14 protein-coding genes and 3 rRNA genes are annotated in these 20,255 nt (G+C 68.0%); all 17 read left to right on the top strand.

Going from position 1 to position 20,255, the window contains the following annotated elements:
* Positions 1–5 precede the first annotated feature (5 nt).
* Positions 6–1,382, top strand: coding sequence for a CoA transferase (locus BLT99_RS07155; protein ID WP_092670502.1), 1,377 nt, complete (start codon positions 6–8; stop codon positions 1,380–1,382).
* Positions 1,383–1,818: 436 nt separating this feature from the next.
* Positions 1,819–3,346: ribosomal RNA gene (locus BLT99_RS07150) — 16S ribosomal RNA — on the top strand.
* Between the two features lie 487 nt (positions 3,347–3,833).
* A 23S ribosomal RNA gene (locus BLT99_RS07145) occupies positions 3,834–6,932 on the top strand.
* Positions 6,933–7,128: 196 nt separating this feature from the next.
* Positions 7,129–7,245, top strand: a 5S ribosomal RNA gene (gene rrf, locus BLT99_RS07140).
* Together the 16S, 23S and 5S rRNA genes form the textbook arrangement of a ribosomal RNA operon.
* Before the next feature lie 796 nt (positions 7,246–8,041).
* Entirely contained in the window at positions 8,042–8,914 is an 873-nt protein-coding gene (locus BLT99_RS07135) for a hypothetical protein (RefSeq protein WP_229724841.1), read from the top strand.
* Positions 8,911–9,942 (top strand): HAD-IIA family hydrolase, encoded by a 1,032-nt coding sequence (locus BLT99_RS07130; protein ID WP_092670500.1) that lies wholly within the window; start codon positions 8,911–8,913, stop codon positions 9,940–9,942. Before BLT99_RS07135 ends, BLT99_RS07130 begins: the two co-directional genes overlap by 4 nt.
* A 62-nt stretch (positions 9,943–10,004) precedes the next feature.
* Positions 10,005–10,193 carry a hypothetical protein gene (locus BLT99_RS18005; RefSeq protein ID WP_229724840.1) on the top strand — a complete coding sequence of 63 codons (189 nt, stop codon included), beginning with the start codon at positions 10,005–10,007 and terminating at the stop codon, positions 10,191–10,193.
* Positions 10,190–11,005: a TlyA family RNA methyltransferase gene (locus tag BLT99_RS07125; RefSeq protein WP_229724839.1), complete on the top strand. Its 816-nt coding sequence runs from the start codon at positions 10,190–10,192 to the stop codon at positions 11,003–11,005. Before BLT99_RS18005 ends, BLT99_RS07125 begins: the two co-directional genes overlap by 4 nt.
* On the top strand, positions 10,960–11,916 hold the full coding sequence (locus BLT99_RS07120) for an NAD kinase (RefSeq protein ID WP_092670496.1): 957 nt from the start codon (positions 10,960–10,962) through the stop codon (positions 11,914–11,916). Before BLT99_RS07125 ends, BLT99_RS07120 begins: the two co-directional genes overlap by 46 nt.
* Entirely contained in the window at positions 11,909–13,606 is a 1,698-nt protein-coding gene (gene recN, locus BLT99_RS07115) for a DNA repair protein RecN (protein WP_092670494.1), read from the top strand. Before BLT99_RS07120 ends, recN begins: the two co-directional genes overlap by 8 nt.
* 154 nt (positions 13,607–13,760) lie before the next feature.
* The gene (locus BLT99_RS07110) at positions 13,761–15,419 is read left to right on the top strand and encodes a CTP synthase (protein WP_157674956.1); all 1,659 of its coding nucleotides are present in this window, start codon (positions 13,761–13,763) and stop codon (positions 15,417–15,419) included.
* Positions 15,412–16,059: an NUDIX domain-containing protein gene (locus BLT99_RS07105; RefSeq protein ID WP_092670492.1), complete on the top strand. Its 648-nt coding sequence runs from the start codon at positions 15,412–15,414 to the stop codon at positions 16,057–16,059. Before BLT99_RS07110 ends, BLT99_RS07105 begins: the two co-directional genes overlap by 8 nt.
* Positions 16,056–16,961, top strand: coding sequence for a site-specific tyrosine recombinase XerD (gene xerD, locus BLT99_RS07100; RefSeq protein WP_092675796.1), 906 nt, complete (start codon positions 16,056–16,058; stop codon positions 16,959–16,961). The genes BLT99_RS07105 and xerD overlap by 4 nt, the downstream gene beginning before the upstream one ends.
* A gap of 57 nt (positions 16,962–17,018) precedes the next feature.
* Complete coding sequence (locus tag BLT99_RS07095) at positions 17,019–17,894, top strand: ParA family protein (protein WP_092675793.1); 876 nt, start codon at positions 17,019–17,021, stop codon at positions 17,892–17,894.
* A gap of 28 nt (positions 17,895–17,922) precedes the next feature.
* On the top strand, positions 17,923–18,792 hold the full coding sequence (locus tag BLT99_RS07090; protein WP_092670490.1) for a segregation and condensation protein A: 870 nt from the start codon (positions 17,923–17,925) through the stop codon (positions 18,790–18,792).
* Positions 18,782–19,459 carry an SMC-Scp complex subunit ScpB gene (scpB, locus tag BLT99_RS07085; protein ID WP_092670488.1) on the top strand — a complete coding sequence of 226 codons (678 nt, stop codon included), beginning with the start codon at positions 18,782–18,784 and terminating at the stop codon, positions 19,457–19,459. Before BLT99_RS07090 ends, scpB begins: the two co-directional genes overlap by 11 nt.
* Positions 19,446–20,255, top strand: a complete 810-nt coding sequence (locus tag BLT99_RS07080; protein ID WP_229724837.1) for a pseudouridine synthase — start codon at positions 19,446–19,448, stop codon at positions 20,253–20,255. The genes scpB and BLT99_RS07080 overlap by 14 nt, the downstream gene beginning before the upstream one ends.

The raw sequence follows: 20,255 nt of genomic DNA, 5'->3' as shown, positions 1-20,255 counted from the left end.
TCGCCATGGCGCACGGGGGAGCGGGCGACCGCCTCCTCGCGCGCGTCTGGGCCGAGCTCGGGCGCGACCCGGGCGAGTTGCGCGCGCTCGCGCCGCTGCCGGCGGTGCCGCTCCCGGCGAGACTCGACGTGTCGTCGCTCGCCGTGGCAACCGTCGCGGCGGCGAGCCTCGCCGGCTGGGCGCACGAGGCCGGACCGGGATCGTTGCACCTCGACGGCGCGCGCATCGCGACCGCGTTCACGAGTGAACGCGTCGTCGAGTTCGACGGCCGCGCGCCCGACGTGTGGGCCCCGCTGTCGGGATTCCGGCGCGCGCGGGACGGATGGGTTCGCACGCACGGCAACTACCCGCACCACGCCGAGGCGTTGCGACGAGTGCTCGGACTCTCCGAGGCGGATGCCGCGGCGCCGGCGATCGCCGACGCGGCGGTCGCGTCGTGGGAGGCCGACGACCTCGCGAAAGCGGTGACCGCAGCGGGCGGCATGTGCGTCGCGGTCGCACCCGAGGTCCGCGCGGTCGACGCGGCCCTGGCCGAGACGCCGCTGATCGAGGTGACGGCGCGGGCGGATGGCACGGCTCCGCCTTCCGCGGTCCACCGCCGCGACGGGCTGCCGCTCGCCGGCGTGCGCGTGCTCGACCTGACGCGGGTGATCGCCGGTCCGGTCGCCACGCGCACCCTCGCGCTCCTGGGTGCCGACGTGCTGCGCGTCGACCCGCCGTCACCGCCCGAGATCGGGTGGCAGCATCTCGACACGGGTCCGGGCAAGCGCAGCGCGATCCTCGATCTCACGACGGCCGATGACGCCGCGCGGTTCGACGAACTGCTCGGGTCGGCCGAGGCCATCGTGCTCGGGTACCGGCCGAGCGCCCTGCGGCGCCTCGGACTCGAGCCGGCGGCGATCCTGGAGCGCTTCCCCGGCCTCGTGGTCGCCCAGCTCTCCGCGTGGGGCGTCGACGGCCGTGCGGGTGAGCGCGGCGGGTTCGACAGCCTCGTGCAGGCGGCATCCGGGATCGCGATCGTCGAAGGCGGCTCGGATGCGCCGGGCGCGTTGCCCGCTCAGGCGCTCGACCATGCGACGGGCTACCTCCTCGCTGCGGCGATCACCACGCTGGTCGAGCGGCGGCGAGCCGAAGGCGGCTCGTGGCTCGCGCGGATGTCGCTGCGACGGACGGCCGCGGAGCTGCTCACGATGCCCCGACGCGCCGACCCGTCGCCCCCCGGCATCGGCGACGTGGAGCGCGCGGGGAACACGACGACGCTCTCCGGCCCCGCCGGCTCCCAGCGGATCCCGCTGCCGGCGATCGCATCGCCGGACGGCCCGATGACGTGGCGCCAGGCCCCGCATCAGTGGGGATCGGACATCGCCGGATGGGCGGACTGAGGCGCGACACGCCCGGGATGCAGGGCCAAGTTGCGGCGCCCCCGGGATCTCCGTAAAGTATTCATTCGTTGCCCCACAGGAGCGAGAGAGGCGAAGAGCTTCTCCTCCTCAAGCGGCACGATCCCGAACCTCACGATCTGATCGTCCAGGTTCGAAGCGTCCGGCTCGGTCCCACGGGATCCCCGGATGATGACAACGAAACAGCCTCGGCTGATCGGTCCGCGTCGAGCGGTCGTGACCCGGGTGCGTCCGTTTCTTGAGAACTCAACAGCGTGCACTATGTTCAATGCCAATTTTTTGAACCCCGTGTTTCTTGCCTCGTTTTTGGGGTGGGGGATGGGTTTCCTTTGATTGATGGACAATTTGATTTTCGAGTCAGTTGTTTCTCTGTCAGTGATTGAACTTGACCTTCCTTTCGGGGTTGGTTGAACCATTTTTTTTGGAGAGTTTGATCCTGGCTCAGGACGAACGCTGGCGGCGTGCTTAACACATGCAAGTCGAACGATGAACCGGGTGCTTGCACCTGGGGATTAGTGGCGAACGGGTGAGTAACACGTGAGTAACCTGCCCTGGACTCTGGGATAACCCCGAGAAATCGGAGCTAATACCGGATAGGACCTTTCCTCGCATGAGGTTGGGTGGAAAGTTTTTTCGGTTTGGGATGGACTCGCGGCCTATCAGCTTGTTGGTGAGGTAATGGCTCACCAAGGCGTCGACGGGTAGCCGGCCTGAGAGGGTGACCGGCCACACTGGGACTGAGACACGGCCCAGACTCCTACGGGAGGCAGCAGTGGGGAATATTGCACAATGGGCGCAAGCCTGATGCAGCAACGCCGCGTGCGGGATGACGGCCTTCGGGTTGTAAACCGCTTTTAGTAGGGAAGAAGCCTTTCGGGGTGACGGTACCTGCAGAAAAAGGACCGGCTAACTACGTGCCAGCAGCCGCGGTAATACGTAGGGTCCGAGCGTTGTCCGGAATTATTGGGCGTAAAGAGCTCGTAGGCGGTTTGTCGCGTCTGCTGTGAAATCCCGGGGCTCAACTCCGGGCCTGCAGTGGGTACGGGCAGACTTGAGTGGTGTAGGGGAGACTGGAATTCCTGGTGTAGCGGTGGAATGCGCAGATATCAGGAGGAACACCGATGGCGAAGGCAGGTCTCTGGGCACTTACTGACGCTGAGGAGCGAAAGCGTGGGGAGCGAACAGGATTAGATACCCTGGTAGTCCACGCCGTAAACGTTGGGCGCTAGATGTGGGGACCTTTCCACGGTTTCCGTGTCGTAGCTAACGCATTAAGCGCCCCGCCTGGGGAGTACGGCCGCAAGGCTAAAACTCAAAGGAATTGACGGGGGCCCGCACAAGCGGCGGAGCATGCGGATTAATTCGATGCAACGCGAAGAACCTTACCAAGGCTTGACATATACGAGAACACCGTAGAGATACGGGACTCTTTGGACACTCGTATACAGGTGGTGCATGGTTGTCGTCAGCTCGTGTCGTGAGATGTTGGGTTAAGTCCCGCAACGAGCGCAACCCTCGTCGCATGTTGCCAGCACGTTATGGTGGGGACTCATGTGAGACTGCCGGGGTCAACTCGGAGGAAGGTGGGGATGACGTCAAATCATCATGCCCCTTATGTCTTGGGCTTCACGCATGCTACAATGGCCGGTACAAAGGGCTGCGATGTCGTAAGGCGGAGCGAATCCCAAAAAGCCGGTCTCAGTTCGGATTGAGGTCTGCAACTCGACCTCATGAAGTCGGAGTCGCTAGTAATCGCAGATCAGCAACGCTGCGGTGAATACGTTCCCGGGCCTTGTACACACCGCCCGTCAAGTCATGAAAGTCGGTAACACCCGAAGCCGGTGGCCTAACCCTTGTGGAGGGAGCCGTCGAAGGTGGGATCGGTGATTAGGACTAAGTCGTAACAAGGTAGCCGTACCGGAAGGTGCGGCTGGATCACCTCCTTTCTAAGGAGCATCTGGAGGTTTCGGCCTTCCAGGCATGCCAGATCAGCGGCATACGTTCGCTGCTGGCAGCTCATGGGTGGAACATTGACATAGGCATCAGCTGAGTCGTCCTGGTTTCAGTACGCCGGTCCTTCGGGGCTGGTTGGAACGGGTCGGGGCGAGGGGGTTGGTGCGTGCACGCTGTTGGGTCCTGAGGGACCGGGCGCAGTCCTGCTGCGGGTCGCATCTTCGGGTGCGGGTTCGTGGTGGGGCGGTTTGGACTCTTCAGGCCTTCACCGAGGTCGGCGGTTGCCGGCGGGGGTGGGGGTTCTGGCCGTCTGTTGAGAACTACATAGTGGACGCGAGCATCTTAGAAGCAGCCTTCGGGCTGTTTCACAATAGGTGAGTCGCCAGGTGGGTGCCTTTCGGGGTGCCTGTGCTGGCGTCTTCACTGGTCAATTTCGCATCCGGGCCTTCGGGTTCGGGTGTGCGATTCGAACTCATGTGATTTCAAGTTTCTAAGAGCAAACGGTGGATGCCTTGGCATCTGGAGCCGAAGAAGGACGTCGTAATCTGCGATAAGCCTCGGGGAGCTGATAAACGAGCTGTGATCCGAGGATTTCCGAATGGGGAAACCCCGCCGGGCCCCTTGTGGTGACCTGGTGACTCCCGCCTGAATATATAGGGCGGGTAGAGGGAACGTGGGGAAGTGAAACATCTCAGTACCCACAGGAAGAGAAAACAACCGTGATTCCGTGAGTAGTGGCGAGCGAAAGCGGATGAGGCTAAACCGGTCATGTGTGATACCCGGCAGGGGTTGCATGGTCGGGGTTGTGGGACCTTTCGCGCTGTTCTGCCGGGCAGCGGCGGTGACGTGTCGTGTATAGACGAACCGGATTGAAAGCCGGACCAGAGTGGGTGTGAGTCCCGTAGTCGAAATGCGCGGCCGGCCGGAGAGGTATCCCAAGTAGCACGGGGCCCGAGAAATCCCGTGTGAATCTGTCAGGACCACCTGATAAGCCTAAATACTCCCAGATGACCGATAGCGGACAAGTACCGTGAGGGAAAGGTGAAAAGTACCCCGGGAGGGGAGTGAAATAGTACCTGAAACCGTTTGCTTACAAACCGTCGGAGCGCCCGTGTTGGTGTGACGGCGTGCCTTTTGAAGAATGAGCCTGCGAGTTAGTGATCTGTGGCGAGGTTAACCCGTGTGGGGCAGCCGTAGCGAAAGCGAGTCTGAATAGGGCGATTCAGTCGCAGGTCCTAGACCCGAAGCGAAGTGATCTATCCATGGCCAGGTTGAAGCGACGGTAAGACGTCGTGGAGGACCGAACCCACTTAGGTTGAAAACTGAGGGGATGAGCTGTGGATAGGGGTGAAAGGCCAATCAAACTTCGTGATAGCTGGTTCTCTCCGAAATGCATTTAGGTGCAGCGTTGCGTGTTTCTTGCCGGAGGTAGAGCTACTGGATGGCCGATGGGCCCCAACAGGTTACTGACGTCAGCCAAACTCCGAATGCCGGTAAGTGAGAGCGCAGCAGTGAGACGGTGGGGGATAAGCTTCATCGTCGAGAGGGAAACAACCCAGACCACCGACTAAGGTCCCTAAGCGCGTGCTAAGTGGGAAAGGATGTGGAGTTGCACAGACAACCAGGAGGTTGGCTTAGAAGCAGCCACCCTTGAAAGAGTGCGTAATAGCTCACTGGTCAAGTGATTCCGCGCCGACAATGTAACGGGGCTCAAGCACGCCACCGAAGTCGTGGCATTACCGCATATCGATAGGCCTTCGTGGTCCAGTCGTGGTGATGGGTAGGAGAGCGTCGTGTGCCGGGTGAAGCGGCGGTGGAAACCAGCCGTGGACGGCACACGAGTGAGAATGCAGGCATGAGTAGCGAAAGACGGGTGAGAAACCCGTCCTCCGGAAGACCAAGGGTTCCAGGGTCAAGCTAATCTGCCCTGGGTAAGTCGGGACCTAAGGCGAGGCCGACAGGCGTAGTCGATGGACAACGGGTTGATATTCCCGTACCGGCGAAGAACCGCCCACACGAAACCAGGAGTGCTAAGCATCCCAAGCCGTGACCGACCCTTCGGGGAACGTCGCGGGGCGGCATGCGACCCCATCTGGTGGAGTGAGCGTGATAACAGGTGTGACGCAGGAAGGTAGCCCAGCCCGGGCGATGGTTGTCCCGGGGCAAGCGTGTAGGCCGAGCGATAGGCAAATCCGTCGCTCATCCAGGCTGAGACGTGACGCGGATGAAAAGTGGGTGATCCTATGCTGCCGAGAAAAGCATCGACGCGAGGTTCCAGCCGCCCGTACCCCAAACCGACTCAGGTGGTCAGGTAGAGAATACCGAGGAGATCGAGAGAATCGTGGTTAAGGAACTCGGCAAAATGCCCCCGTAACTTCGGGAGAAGGGGGGCCGGATTCGTGAAGGGACTTGCTCCCGGAGCGTTGAAGGCCGCAGAGACCAGTGGGAAGCGACTGTTTACTAAAAACACAGGTCCGTGCCAAGTCGCAAGACGATGTATACGGACTGACGCCTGCCCGGTGCTGGAAGGTTAAGAGGACCGGTTAGCCTCACGGCGAAGCTGAGAATTTAAGCCCCAGTAAACGGCGGTGGTAACTATAACCATCCTAAGGTAGCGAAATTCCTTGTCGGGTAAGTTCCGACCTGCACGAATGGCGTAACGACTTCCCAGCTGTCTCAACCGCGAACTCGGCGAAATTGCATTACGAGTAAAGATGCTCGTTACGCGCAGAAGGACGGAAAGACCCCGTGACCTTTACTACAGCTTGGTATTGGTGTTCGGTGTGGCTTGTGTAGGATAGGTGGGAGACTGTGAAGCGGGCACGCCAGTGTTCGTGGAGTCATTGTTGAAATACCACTCTGGTCACTCTGGATATCTAACTTCGAACCGTGATCCGGTTCAGGGACAGTGCCTGGTGGGTAGTTTAACTGGGGCGGTTGCCTCCCAAAGAGTAACGGAGGCGCCCAAAGGTTCCCTCAACCTGGTTGGCAATCAGGTGGCGAGTGTAAGTGCACAAGGGAGCTTGACTGTGAGACTGACAGGTCGAGCAGGGACGAAAGTCGGGACTAGTGATCCGGCAGTGGCTTGTGGAAGCGCTGTCGCTCAACGGATAAAAGGTACCTCGGGGATAACAGGCTGATCTTGCCCAAGAGTCCATATCGACGGCATGGTTTGGCACCTCGATGTCGGCTCGTCGCATCCTGGGGCTGGAGTAGGTCCCAAGGGTTGGGCTGTTCGCCCATTAAAGCGGTACGCGAGCTGGGTTTAGAACGTCGTGAGACAGTTCGGTCCCTATCCTCTGCGCGCGCAGGAAATTTGAGAGGATCTGACCCTAGTACGAGAGGACCGGGTTGGACGAACCTCTGGTGTGCCAGTTGTTCCGCCAGGAGCACCGCTGGTTAGCTACGTTCGGGATGGATAACCGCTGAAAGCATCTAAGCGGGAAGCCGGCCTCAAGATGAGATTTCCATCCCTTCGGGGGAGAGGCTCCCAGCCAGACGACTGGGTTGATAGGCCAGATGTGGAAGCACCGCAAGGTGTGCAGCTGACTGGTACTAATACGCCGACAACTTGACAATCACTATCCACACCATCGTTGTAAGGCAGCGGTGTGGAGCCTGATGTACTCGCGTCCACTCTGTGGTTCCCAACAGACGGAAACACACTCAACAGAACAGAGCACCCCACCACCCCACCACACACGTGGGGCGTGGTGGGCACCGAAACCACCAACCCCCGCACCCCCCCGGGTGCGGGACACGTTGGTCCTAGAGTTTCGGCGGCCATAGCGCGAGGGAAACGCCCGGACACATTCCGAACCCGGAAGCTAAGACTCGCAGCGCCGATGGTACTGCAGGGGCGACCCTGTGGGAGAGTAGGACACCGCCGGACATTCATTGAGGAGTGGCCACCCACCGCGTTCAATTGCGAGCGCCGGCGGGTGGCCATTTCTCGTTAACGGGCTCGCCAGGACGGCCCGACGGTACGGTTGAGTCCGACGAGGACTCCCAGACGACACGACAGGAACACCGTGAGCGATTCGACGCAGGAGCCGACGGGCGAGGACCGCCCCAAGCGCAGCCAGGGAGCTCGACGGGACGGCGACGGCCGGGCTCGAGGCGGCACACCACGCCGCGAGAGAGACCGAGCCGCCGGCGGAGACCGCGGTGCGTACGGACGGTCCGACCGAGACAACCGCAAGGCCGATCGGAAGCCGTACGGCGATCGTTCCCGTGACGGTGAGCGCCGGTCGTACGGTGACCGTTCCCGTGACGGTGCGCCGAAACGCGATGGCGATCGGAAGCCCTACGGTGATCGCTCCCGCGATGGCGATCGGAAGCCCTACGGCGACCGCTCCCGTGATGGTGAGCGGAAGCCATATGGCGATCGTTCGCGTGATGGTGAGGGGAAGCCGTACGGTGAGCGTTCTCGTGAAGGTGAACGCCGGTCGTACGGCGCGCCGAAGCGCGATGGCGATCGGAAGCCGTACGGCGACCGTGGTCGCGATGGAGAGCGGAAGTCGTACGGCGACCGCACCCGGGACGGCGAACGGACGACCTACGGCCGTCCGCACCGTGAGGGTGATCGACGAGGTCGCGACGCGGGTCGCGGAACCGAGCGCGCGCCTCGTATCGCGGGCCACGGCGCGGCCGACCTGCGTGTTCGTCCACGGCACGATGACCCCGAGGTGCCCGAGCGCATCACGCCCCGGGATCTCGACTCCGCGGCGCGATCGGAACTGAAGACGCTCTCCAAGGAGAACGCCGACTGGGTCGCACGCCACCTGGTCGCCGCGGCAGAGGCACTCGAGGTCGACCCGCAGCTCGCGCACCGCCATGCCCTCTCCGCAGCGCGTCGCGCGGGTCGCATCGGCGTGGTCCGGGAGACGCTCGCGATCACGGCGTACGCGACCGGCGACTTCGGGCTCGCGCTGCGGGAGCTCCGGACCTATCGTCGCCTGACCGGTCGGGACGACCAGCTGCCGCTCATGGTCGACAGCGAGCGCGGGGTCGGCCGCGCCGACCGCGCACTCGAGCTGGGCCGATCGGTCGACCGCTCGCGCCTGTCCGCATCGGTCCAGGCGGCCCTGGCGATCGCGATGTCGGGCGCCCGGCTCGACCTCGGCCAGCCCGAACTCGCGCTCGCGGAGCTCGAGGTGCCGCAACTCGATCCCGACCGCGCCTTCTCGTACAGCCCGGCGCTGTTCGCGGCGTACGCCGAGGTGCTCGAGGAACTCGGTCGCGCCGACGATGCCGCACGCTGGCGCGGCCTCGCCGACCGCGCGGAGGCGGCGCTCGAGGGCGCCCAGCCCGACTTCGTCGAGGTGTTCGAACTGGAGGAGGACGAGGCGCCGATCCAGCCGACCGAAGCGGGGGAGCCCGCACTCGCGTCGGAGCCCGCGGCGACGCTGATCGCCGCCGACGCCGAGGCCGGCGTCGAGCTCGATGACGTCGAGGGCGATCCGGCGGATGCCATCGAGCCCGAGGTGGCCGCGATCCTCGAGGAGACGGCCGGCCTCGACGAATCCGCCGACGCGGACGGCCACGCCGGGCGCGAATGAGCCCCATCCTCGGAGCGCGCAGCCGCGCGTCCACGCCGCTCGACGGCGTCGACGCGGTGTTCGCCGACCTCGACGGGGTCGTGTACGCGGGTCCGCACGCCATCCCCCATGCCGTCGAGAGCTTGAACCGCGCGGGCGCCGAGCGCCCGGTCGCGTACATCACGAACAACGCCTCGCGCAGCGACGAGCAGGTCGCGGCGCACCTGTCGTCGCTCGGGCTCCGGGTGTCGGCGCGCGACGTCGTCACCTCGCCACAGGCCGCCATGCGGCTGCTCGCGGCGTCCGTGCCGCCGGGCTCGCTCGTGCTCGTGGTCGGCGGGGACGGCATCGTCACCGAGCTCGAGCGCGGCGGCTACCGCGTCACGCGCTCGGCGGACGACGCGCCCCACGCGGTGATGCAGGGCTTCCACCCCGACGTCGGATGGCGCCAGCTCGCCGAGGCCGCGTTCGCGCTCAACGCGCACGGCGGACCGGGCGAGCCGGGCGGCATCCCCTGGATCGCCACGAACATGGACTGGACGATCCCGGTCGAACGCGGCATCGCGCCGGGCAACGGGACGCTCGTGTCGGCCGTGCACACGGCCGCGGGGCGGTTCCCCGAGGTCGCCGGCAAGCCCGAGACGCCCATCTTCGACGAGGCGCGCGACCGCTTCGACGCGCAGCATCCGCTCATGGTGGGCGATCGTCTCGACACCGACATCCGCGGGGCCAATCGTGCCGGAATCCCCTCTGCCGTCGTGCTCACCGGCATCGACCGGACGAAGCAGGTGCTCGCCGCGGATGCCGCGAGTCGTCCGCAGTTCATCCTCGGCGACCTGCGCGAGCTGCACGAGCCGTATCCCGAGGCCGAGCGCAAGCGGGGCGCCGTGCGCGTGGGTCGCGCGGTCGTGCGGGTCGACGGGCGGACCGTCGTGATCGAGCGCGACGGCGATGAGCCGCTCGATCTCCTGCGCGCGGCATGCCTTGCGATCTGGGAATGCGGCACCGCGATCCACGCGCTCGACGTACCGGAACGGCTGTACCGCTGATCGGTGCACGCGATGCGGGCGCGCCCACGCTCGATGTCGGCGGCAGCAGGTACCGTGGGAGCGTGAGCACAGGAGACCTCGACGTCGACGACCCGGTCGAGATGACGACCGACCTGATGGCGGCCGCGGCCGACGGGCTCGCCGTGATCGAGGCCGCACCGATCGAGGAACGCGCCGCGGGCTACGACCGCCTGGCCGAGCAGCTGCGCACCGAGCTCGAACGGTCGGATCCCGCACGCGCCACGGGGTGACCGTGGCCGACCAGCGCCTCGACGCCGCGCTCGCGGCGCGCGGCCTCGCGCGATCACGCACGCACGCCGCCTCCCTCATTGTCGACGGCCGCGTCACGGTCGACGGCCGTCCGGTCGTGAAGCCCGCGCACCGCGTGACCGATGCCGCGGTGATCGACGTCGCCGGCGCTGATCACTACGTCAGCCGCGCAGCGCACAAGCTCATCGCGGCACTCGACGCGTTCGGGGTCGACCCGGCCGGGCGCGTCGTGCTCGATGCGGGAGCTTCCACGGGCGGGTTCACGCAGGTGCTGCTCGAGCGCGGCGCCCGCATGGTGCTCGCGGTCGACGTCGGGCACGGCCAGCTCGCGCCGCAACTCGCCGGCGCCCCGGGGCTCGTGCTCGTCGAGGGCTGCAACGTGCGTCACCTCGACGCCGCCGGGCTCGCGCGCCTGAGCGGTATCGACGAGCAGCCGACGCTCGTGACGGCCGACCTGTCGTTCATCTCGCTGACGACGGTGCTCCCGGCTCTCATGGCCACGGCGACGTCCGATGCCGAGCTCGTGCTGCTCGTCAAGCCGCAGTTCGAGGTCGGCCGCAGCGGCACGCGCGAGGGCGTCGTGCGCGACCCGGCGGCGCGGGCCGACGCCGTCATGAACGTGCTCTGGGCGGGCCACGACCTCGGGCTCCGCGTTGCGGGCGTCCTGTCCTCCCCAATCGCGGGAACCCATGGGAATCGCGAGGCGCTCGTCCTGCTCAGCCCGAACCGGGGCGCCGATCCGTCAGAATGGTCGGGTCGGGTCCGAGAAGCGACGGGAGGCGTCACGGCGTGAGCGAAGCACGGCATTTCCTCGTGGTCTCCCACACCGGTCGCGCCGCCGCCCTCGAGGCGACGGCCGACGTCTGCGGCCAGCTCGCCGAGGCCGGCGCGGTGCCCGTCGTCGCGCACGAGCAGTGGCACGACGTGCTCACGGCCCTTCCCGAACTCGAGAACGTCGTCAAGCGGTTCGAAGAGGTCTCGCCCAAGCACCTCGAGCTCGCGATCGTGCTCGGCGGCGACGGCACGATCCTCCGCGCCGCCGAGCTCACGCGCGATCACCCGGTGCCACTCCTCGGCGTCAACCTGGGGCACGTCGGGTTCCTCGCCGAGAGCGAGCGCGACGACCTCGGCTACACCGTGGGCCGCGCGCTCGCGCGCGACTACACGGTCGAAGAGCGCATGACGCTCTCGGTGCGCGCCAAGGTCGGCGACGAGGTCGTCTACGAGAGCTGGGCCCTCAACGAGGCCACCGTCGAGAAGGCCGAGCGCGAGCGCATGCTCGAGGTCGTGATCGAGGTCGACCGTCGGCCGCTGTCGTCGTTCGGCTGCGACGGCGTCGTCATGTCCACGCCCACGGGCTCGACCGCGTACTCGTTCTCCGCCGGCGGCCCGGTCGTCTGGCCCGCGGTCGAGGCGCTCCTGCTCGTGCCGCTGAGCGCACACGCGCTGTTCGCGCGTCCGCTCGTCGTCGGGCCCGATTCCTCGCTCGCGATCGAGGTGCTGCAACGCACCGAGGCGGCGGCGGTGATCTGGTGCGACGGCCGGCGCATGTTCGAACTGCCGCCGGGTGCCCGGGTCATCGTGCGCCGTTCGCCCATCCCCGTGCGCCTTGCGCGCCTGCACCAGGCACCCTTCACCGACCGGCTCGTGAACAAGTTCCAGCTGCCTGTGACTGGCTGGAGGGGGCCGGTCGCCGGTGATTGAGGAGCTCGGAATCCGCGACCTCGGCGTGATCGCCGAGGCGAACCTTCCGCTCGGTCCCGGCTTCACCGCCGTGACCGGTGAGACCGGCGCGGGCAAGACGATGGTCGTCACCGCGCTCGGGCTGCTGCTCGGCGCGCGTGCCGACGCCGGCACCGTGCGATCCGGCGCGAAGCAGGCGTGGGTCGAGGGCCGCTGGCTCCTCGACGACGTCGAACCCGTCGCCGACCGCGTCGCCGATGCGGGCGGCGAGATCGACGGCGGCGAACTGCTGCTGGGGCGTTCGGTCTCGACCGAGGGGCGCAGCCGCGCGATCGTCGGCGGTCGCAGCGCGCCCGTCGGGGTGCTCGCCGAGCTCGCCGACCACCTCGTGGTGGTCCACGGGCAGGCCGATCAGCAGCGGCTCCGCTCGGCCGCGGCGCAACGCGAGGCGCTCGACCGCTTCGGCGGTGCCGAGCTGGCCGCCGCGCTGGGGGAGTACCGCATCGCCTATCGCGCGTGGCGCGCCGAGGCCGACGAGCTGCGTCGATTGCGCGAGCACCATGACGAACGCGCGCGCGAGGCCGACGAGCTCCGGCTCGCGCTCGACGAGGTCGAGGCCGCCGATCCCCAGCCCGGCGAGGATGCCGCACTTCAGGAACGCGCCGAGCGACTGACCAACCTCGAAGACCTCCGGCTCGCGGCCGCCCAGGCGCGCGAACTCATCTCGGCCGAGACGGCCGCCGACGACGTGCCCGACGCCATCACCCTCGTCGAGGCGGCGCGTCGCCACGTCGACCGCGTCGTCGCGCACGATCCGGCCCTCGCGCCGATCGCGGAGTCCGTCGCCGGTGCCGGATTCGCCCTCGCGGATGCCGCGGCCGAGCTCTCGAGCTACCTCGCGGGCCTCGACGCCGACGGCGCCGCCGAGCTCGAGGGGGTCCAGGAACGCCTCGCGGTCATCGGGCAGCTCATCCGGCGCCACGGCAGCCTCGACGACGCCCTCGCCTTCCGACACGACGGCGGCCTCCGACTCGTCGAACTCGACGGGGACGACGATCGCATCGTCGAGCTCGAGGCGAGCGTCGAACAGCATGGCGCCGACGTCGCCGAGATCGCCGACCGCCTGAGCGACCTCAGAGCCGGCGCGGCCGAGCGCCTTGCGCGCGAGGTGACCGCGGAGCTCTCTGCCCTCGCGATGCCCGACGCCGAACTCACCATCCTCGTGGAGCGGGCCGCGGAGCCCGGCTCCCACGGACAGGACCACGTCGCCATCCTGCTGCGCCCGCATCCGGGTGCCGAACCGCGCCCGGTCTCCAAGGGCGCCTCCGGCGGCGAGCTCTCGCGCGTGATGCTCGCGATCGAGGTCGTCATCGCGGGCGCCGATCCCGTGCCCACGTTCGTGTTCGACGAGGTCGACGCCGGCGTCGGCGGCGCCGCCGCGATCGAGATCGGCCGCCGGCTCGCACGGCTCGCCGAGCGTTCGCAGGTCATCGTCGTGACGCACCTCGCCCAGGTCGCCGCGTTCGCGTCGAACCACCTGAGCGTCGTGAAGGGCACCGACGGCCGCGTCACGGCATCCAGCGTGCGGCAGCTCACGGGCACCGACCGCGAGGCCGAGATGGCACGCCTGCTGTCCGGGCTCGCCGATTCCGAGAGCGGGCTCGCGCACGCCCGCGAGCTGCTCGAGATCGCCGACTCCGCCGCGGCTTGAGCGCCGCGCCATCGAAAAGCGGCGCGATGCGACATCCGCTCGTTCGAGATGCCCGCCGAGTGTCGGGGTGTTCCCAGCCGGGAGTCGGATAGACTACAAGCCCGTGGTGGATGATCGCGGAGCTCACATTTCGAACACTGAACTGACCAACGGCGTGACCAAGCACATCTTCGTGACTGGTGGCGTCGTTTCCTCGTTGGGCAAGGGACTCACGGCGGCCAGCCTGGGCAACCTCCTCACGGCTCGGGGCCTGCGGGTGGTGATGCAGAAGCTCGACCCCTACCTCAACGTCGACCCGGGCACGATGAACCCGTTCCAGCACGGCGAGGTCTTCGTCACCGACGACGGCGCCGAGACCGACCTCGACATCGGGCACTACGAGCGGTTCCTCGACATCAACCTGTCGCAGGCGGCCAACGTCACGACCGGCCAGATCTACTCCACCGTGATCGCCAAGGAGCGCCGCGGCGAGTACCTCGGCGACACCGTCCAGGTCATCCCGCACATCACCGACGAGATCAAGCGCCGGATGCGGCTGCAGGCCTCCGAGAGCCCCAAGCCCGACGTGATCATCACCGAGATCGGCGGCACCGTCGGCGACATCGAGTCGCAGCCGTTCATCGAGTCGGCCCGTCAGGTGCGCCACGAGCTCGGCCGCAAGAACGTGTTCTTCGTCCACGTGTCGCTCGTGCCGTTCATGGGCGCCTCGGGTGAGCAGAAGACGAAGCCCACGCAGCACTCGGTCGCCGCGCTCCGCTCCATCGGCATCCAGCCCGATGCGCTCGTGCTGCGCAGCGATCGTCCCGTGACCGAGTCGAACAAGCGCAAGATCGCGCTCATGTGCGACGTCGACGAGGCCGCGGTCGTCAACGCGGTCGACGTGCCGTCGATCTACGACATCCCGACCATGCTCCACGACCAGGGCCTGGACGCGTACCTCATCGACGCCCTCGGACTCGACGCCAAGGCGAACGACGTCGACTGGTCGGGGTGGTCCGACCTGCTGCGCGTCGTGCACGATCCCAAGCACGAGGTGACGATCGGCCTCGTGGGCAAGTACATCGACCTGCCCGACGCCTACCTCTCGGTGACCGAGGCGCTGCGTGCCGGCGGGTTCGCCCACGACACCAAGGTCAACATCGAGTGGATCGCGTCCGACGAGTGCCGTACGCCCGAGGGCGCCAAGGAGAAGCTCGGCCACCTCGACGGGATCCTCGTGCCCGGCGGCTTCGGCGTCCGCGGCATCGAGGGCAAGCTCGGCGCGCTGCACTTCGCGCGCGAGAACGGCATCCCGACGCTCGGCCTCTGCCTCGGCCTGCAGTGCATGGTCATCGAGTACTCGCGCAACGTCGTCGGGCTCCCCGGCGCCTCATCGAGCGAGTTCGACCCCGACACCGAGTTCCCCGTCATCGCGACGATGGAGGAGCAGGTCGAGATCATCGCGGGCGGCGACCTCGGCGGCACGATGCGCCTCGGCCTCTACCCGGCCAAGCTCGACGAGGGTTCCATCGTCGCCGAGCTGTACGGCGAGACCGAGGTCTCCGAGCGGCACCGCCACCGCTACGAGGTCAACAACGCCTACCGCGACCGCATCGCGGAGGCGGGCCTGGTGTTCTCGGGCATGTCGCCGAGCCGTCACCTCGTCGAGTTCGTCGAACTGCCGCGCGACGTGCACCCGTTCTACGTCGCGACGCAGGCGCACCCCGAGCTGCGCAGCCGTCCGAACGACGCGCACCCGCTGTTCCGGGGTCTCGTCGGCGCGGCGCTCGAACGCCAGCAGGCGAGCCTGCTCTTCGACGTGAGCAATGCCTGACGTGCGCGACCCGGTCGACGAGTACGTCGAACTGCCCGTCGCCGAGCGCGAGACGGTCTTCGAGGGCCGCATCTGGGACGTGCGTCGCGACACCCTGGGCTACGGCGACGAGGGGGCGAGCATCGTGCGCGAGTACGTCGACCACCCCGGCGCGGTCGCGGTGGTCGCGCTCGACGACGACGACCGCGTGCTCCTGATCAAGCAGTACCGCCACCCGGTCAGGGCGCGCGACTGGGAGATCCCCGCGGGGCTGCTCGACGTCGCGCACGAGTCCCCGCTCGACGCGGCGAAGCGCGAGCTGGCCGAGGAGGCCGACCTGGTCGCGTCCGACTGGGCCGTGCTCGCGGACTACTTCACGACGCCCGGCGGCAGCAGCGAGGCGATCCGCATCTACCTCGCGCGCGGCCTCGCCGACGCCCCCGAGGTGCATGCCCGCGTCGATGAGGAGGCCGACATGGAGGTCCGGTGGGTCCCGCTCGACGAATGCGTCGACGCGGTGCTCGAGCGGCGCGTCGGCAACCCGTCGCTCACGATCGGCGTCCTGGCCGCGCAGGTCGCGCGCGGGCGCGGCTGGTCGGGCCTCGCGGCCGCGGACGTCGCGTGGCCTGCGCATCCGTCGCAGAGGCCGGCCGCCGGGTGAGCTCGCGCGCGGTCGACGACTACCTGCGGCACCTCACCGTGGAACGCGGCCTCGCGCGCAACAGCCTCGCTTCGTACCGGCGCGACCTCGCGATCTACGAGGGATGGCTCGAACAGCGGGCGATCGCCGGCCCCGAGCGTGTGAGCGAGGCCGAGCTCTCGGCGTTCGCGCGGTACCTCGGCGCCGAGCGCCGGCCCGCGCTCGCCGTGTCATCCGTCGCGCGCGTGCTCTCGTCGGTGCGTGGCCTGCACCGCTTCCTCGCCGAGGAGGGGCGCACGCCCACCGACCCGGCGAAGGACCTCCGCCCGCCCAAGCTGCCCATGCGGCTGCCCAAGGCGCTCCCCGTCGAGCAGGTCGCGGCGATCATCGCGGCGGCCGGGGTCGGCGAGGAGGTCACGGCGCTCCGCGACGTCGCGCTGCTCGAACTGCTCTACGCAACCGGCGCACGCGTCTCCGAGGCGACCGCGCTCAACGTCGACGACCTGGTCGACGACGAGGTCGTGCGGCTGTTCGGCAAGGGCGGCAAGCAGCGCATCGTGCCGGTGGGCAGCTACGCGCGCCGCGCACTCGACGCGTACCTCGTCCGGTCGCGTCCCGTGCTCTCCGCCCGGGGAACGGCGACACCCGCGCTGTTCCTCGGCGTGCGCGGGCGACGGATGTCGCGGCAGGCCGTCTGGCAGGTGCTGCAGGATGCCGCGGAGCGGGCCGGCGTCGCGGCATCCGTGTCACCGCACACCCTGCGGCACTCGTTCGCGACCCACCTGCTCTCGGGCGGCGCCGACGTGCGCGTCGTGCAGGAGCTGCTCGGGCACGCGTCGGTCGCGACCACCCAGATCTACACGCTGGTCACAGCCGATACACTCCGCGAGATGTACACGGCCGCGCACCCTCGTGCTCGCTAGAATCGACCAAGCCATCGCAGCCGACGACCGGAGAGAGACCGAACCGTGACCCACGAGATGTACGACCCGGCGGACGGCACCGCCACGCTGGAGTCGGATCTCGGTCCCACCGGTCGTCCCGCACGCGAGTTCCCCGAGCCGCCCGAGCTGCGCTCGCACGGTCCGGCCCGCATCATCGCGCTGTGCAACCAGAAGGGCGGCGTCGGCAAGACCACGACGACGATCAACCTCGGCGCGGCACTCGCCGACTACGGCCGCCGCGTGCTCGCCGTCGACTTCGACCCGCAGGGTGCGCTCTCGGCCGGGCTGGGAGTGCAGACCCACGACGTGCCGACGATCTACGACCTGCTCCTCTCGCGCAACATCACGCCGGCCGACGCGATCCAGAGGACGAACGTCGAGGGCCTCGACGTGATCCCGGCGAACATCGACCTGTCGGCCGCCGAAGTCCACCTCGTCACCGAGGTCGCCCGCGAGCAGATCCTCGGCAGCGTGCTGCGCAAGGTCTCCGGCGACTACGACGTGATCCTCATCGACTGCCAGCCCTCGCTCGGGCTGCTCACCGTGAACGCGCTCACGGCGAGCCACGGCGTGGTCATTCCGCTCGAGTGCGAGTACTTCGCCCTGCGCGGCGTCGCGCTGCTCATCGAGACGATCGACAAGGTGCGCGACCGGCTCAACCCCGCGATCACGCTCGACGGCATCCTCGCGACGATGTACGACGCGCGCACGCTGCACTCGCGCGAGGTGCTCGAGCGGGTGGTCGACGCGTTCGGCGACAAGGTGCTCGAGACGGTGATCACTCGCACCGTGAAGTTCCCCGACGCCACGGTGGCCGCGACGCCCATCACCGAGTTCGCGCCCGACCACCCGGCTTCGCGGGCGTATCGGCAGCTCGCCAGGGAGCTGGTCGACCGTGGCGCGGTCGCCTGAGCCGAGGGCGGCAGCGGGAGGCCATCCGATGGCCGACGAGGCGGACGAACTGCGCGGCCCGGGCGACGAGCCGAGCCAGGGGCCGGATGGTGCGGTGGGCGAGGCCGAGTCCGGTCCCGAGTTCCGCGTCGCCCTGTCGAACTTCGAGGGCCCGTTCGACCTGCTGCTCTCGCTGATCGCGAAGCACGAGCTCGACATCACCGAGGTGTCGCTGTCGGCCGTGACCGACGACTTCATCGCGTACCTGCGCGGCATCGAGACCAACGAGGACCTCGATCGTGCGAGCGAGTTCCTCGTCGTCGCGGCGACGCTGCTCGACCTGAAGGTGGCGGGGCTCCTGCCGCAGGGCGAGCTCGTCGACGCCGAGGATGTCGCCCTGCTGGAGGCGCGCGACCTGCTGTTCGCGCGCCTGCTGCAGTACCGCGCGTTCAAGGAGGCCGCGCGCTGGTTCGGCGGCCGCATCGATGCCGAGTCCGCACGGCATGCGCGCACGGTCCGACTCGAGGAGCGGTTCCGCCAACGGGTGCCCGAACTGCGCTGGACGCTCGGCGCCGAGGACTTCGGTGCACTCGCGCTGCTGGCGCTGACCCCGCGCGAGGTGCCCATGGTCGGGCTCGATCACCTGCACGCGCCGCTCGTGTCCATCCGCGAGCAGGCGGCCCACGTCGTGGCGGTGCTGCGACGCGGCGACCCCGTGACGTTCCGGCAGCTCATCGCGGGCGTCGATCGAACCGGTATCGTCGTGGCGCGGTTCCTCGCGGTGCTCGAGCTGTACCGCCACGCTGCGATCGGCTTCGAGCAGCTCGAGCCGCTCGGCGAGCTGACCCTGCGCTGGGCCGCGAACGAGCACTGGTCCGACGACAGCCTCGAGAGCCTGGGAGCCGACTATGACGAGTGAGACGGATGCCGCGGTGGGACCGGAGGTGTCGGTCGTCACGCCGCTCGACGTGCCGGGCCAGCCGCGCCTCGACCTCGACCGCGCGCTCGAGGCCCTGCTCTTCGTGGCCGACGAGCCGCAGAGCCTCGTGCACCTCGCGGCGGCCGTCGCCCGCCCCATCGCCGAGGTGAAGGCCGCGATCGCGCGCCTGCGCGCGGACTACGACGGGGGAGCGCCCTCGGGTGAGCCGCGCACCGATGCCGGCGGGCAGGCTGCGGCGGCCGGAGGCATCCGTCGCGCCTTCGAGTTGCGCGAGGTCGGCGGCGGATGGCGGTTCTACGCGCGCGAGGAGTACGACGCCCTCATCACGAGCGCGGTGCTGGCCCAGACCTCGACCAGGTTGTCGCAGCCCGCGCTCGAGACGCTCGCCGTGATCGCGTACAAGCAGCCGATCTCGCGGTCGTCCATCGCATCGATCCGCGCGGTCAACGTCGACTCGGTCGTGCGCACGCTGCTCGGCCGGGGCCTCATCACCGAGGTCGACACCGACGAGGAGACCGGCGCGATCCTGTACGGCACGACCGACCTGCTGCTGACCAACCTCGGCATCGCGTCGCTCGACGACCTGCCGCCGATCTCACCGCTGCTCGACGGCGGGCAGGAGGGATTCGAACGTGACCACCTCTGATGCGCCCGAGGGCCCCGGCGGCCCCACGGGCGACCTGCCCGCGGGCGTCCGCCTGCAGAAGGCGCTCGCGGCCGCGGGCGTCGCCAGCCGCCGCGTCGCGGAGGACCTCATCGTCGCGGGCCGCGTCGAGGTGAACGGCCGCGTGGTGACCGAGCTCGGGACGCGCATCGACCCCGTGGCCGACAAGGTCGCAGTCGACGGCACCGCGGTGCAGCTCGACCAGGACAAGCGCTACTTCATGCTGAACAAGCCGCGCGGCGTGGTCTCGTCCATGCGCGATGAGCAGGACCGGCCCGACCTGCGCCGGTTCACCGACGACCTCGGGGTCCGCGTGTTCAACGTCGGCCGGCTCGACGGCGACACGAGCGGCCTGCTGCTCCTCACGAACGACGGGGAGCTGGCGCACGTGCTCGCCCACCCGTCGTTCGGCGTCGAGAAGACGTACATCGCGAAGGTGCGAGGGCGGATGACGCCGCAGACGCTCCAGCAGCTCAAGCGCGGCGTCGAGCTCGAGGACGGTCCCATCCGCGCCGACCGCGCCAAGATCCTCCAGGCGCAGGGCGATTCGGGTCACACGATGGTCGAGATCACGCTGCACTCCGGACGCAACCGCATCGTGCGACGAATGCTCGACGCCGTGGGCCACCCGGTGGTCGAGCTCGTGCGCCGCCAGTTCGGGCCGCTCCACCTCGGCACCCTGAGGTCCGGCGCGATCCGCGAGTTGTCTAAGATCGAACTCGGCCAGCTCCTGACCATCGCCCGGGCGGCGGACGCCGGCCGGAAGGGTGCGCGCTGA

It is taken from the genome of Agromyces flavus, assembly GCF_900104685.1.
Lineage (GTDB): Bacteria > Actinomycetota > Actinomycetes > Actinomycetales > Microbacteriaceae > Agromyces > Agromyces flavus.
Note: the sequence above shows the minus strand (reverse complement) of the source record. Positions and strands in the feature narration are given on the sequence as shown.

Excerpts from the sequence above, each read along its gene's own strand:
- BLT99_RS07155 (WP_092670502.1), top strand. The coding sequence starts at position 6 with ATGGCGCACGGGGGAGCGGGCGACCGCCTCCTCGCGCGCGTCTGGGCC.
- BLT99_RS07120 (WP_092670496.1), top strand. The coding sequence starts at position 10,960 with ATGGTCGGGTCGGGTCCGAGAAGCGACGGGAGGCGTCACGGCGTGAGC.
- scpB (WP_092670488.1), top strand. The coding sequence starts at position 18,782 with ATGACGAGTGAGACGGATGCCGCGGTGGGACCGGAGGTGTCGGTCGTC.
- BLT99_RS07105 (WP_092670492.1), top strand. The coding sequence starts at position 15,412 with ATGCCTGACGTGCGCGACCCGGTCGACGAGTACGTCGAACTGCCCGTC.
- BLT99_RS07090 (WP_092670490.1), top strand. The coding sequence starts at position 17,923 with ATGGCCGACGAGGCGGACGAACTGCGCGGCCCGGGCGACGAGCCGAGC.
- BLT99_RS07130 (WP_092670500.1), top strand. The coding sequence starts at position 8,911 with ATGAGCCCCATCCTCGGAGCGCGCAGCCGCGCGTCCACGCCGCTCGAC.
- BLT99_RS07095 (WP_092675793.1), top strand. The coding sequence starts at position 17,019 with ATGTACGACCCGGCGGACGGCACCGCCACGCTGGAGTCGGATCTCGGT.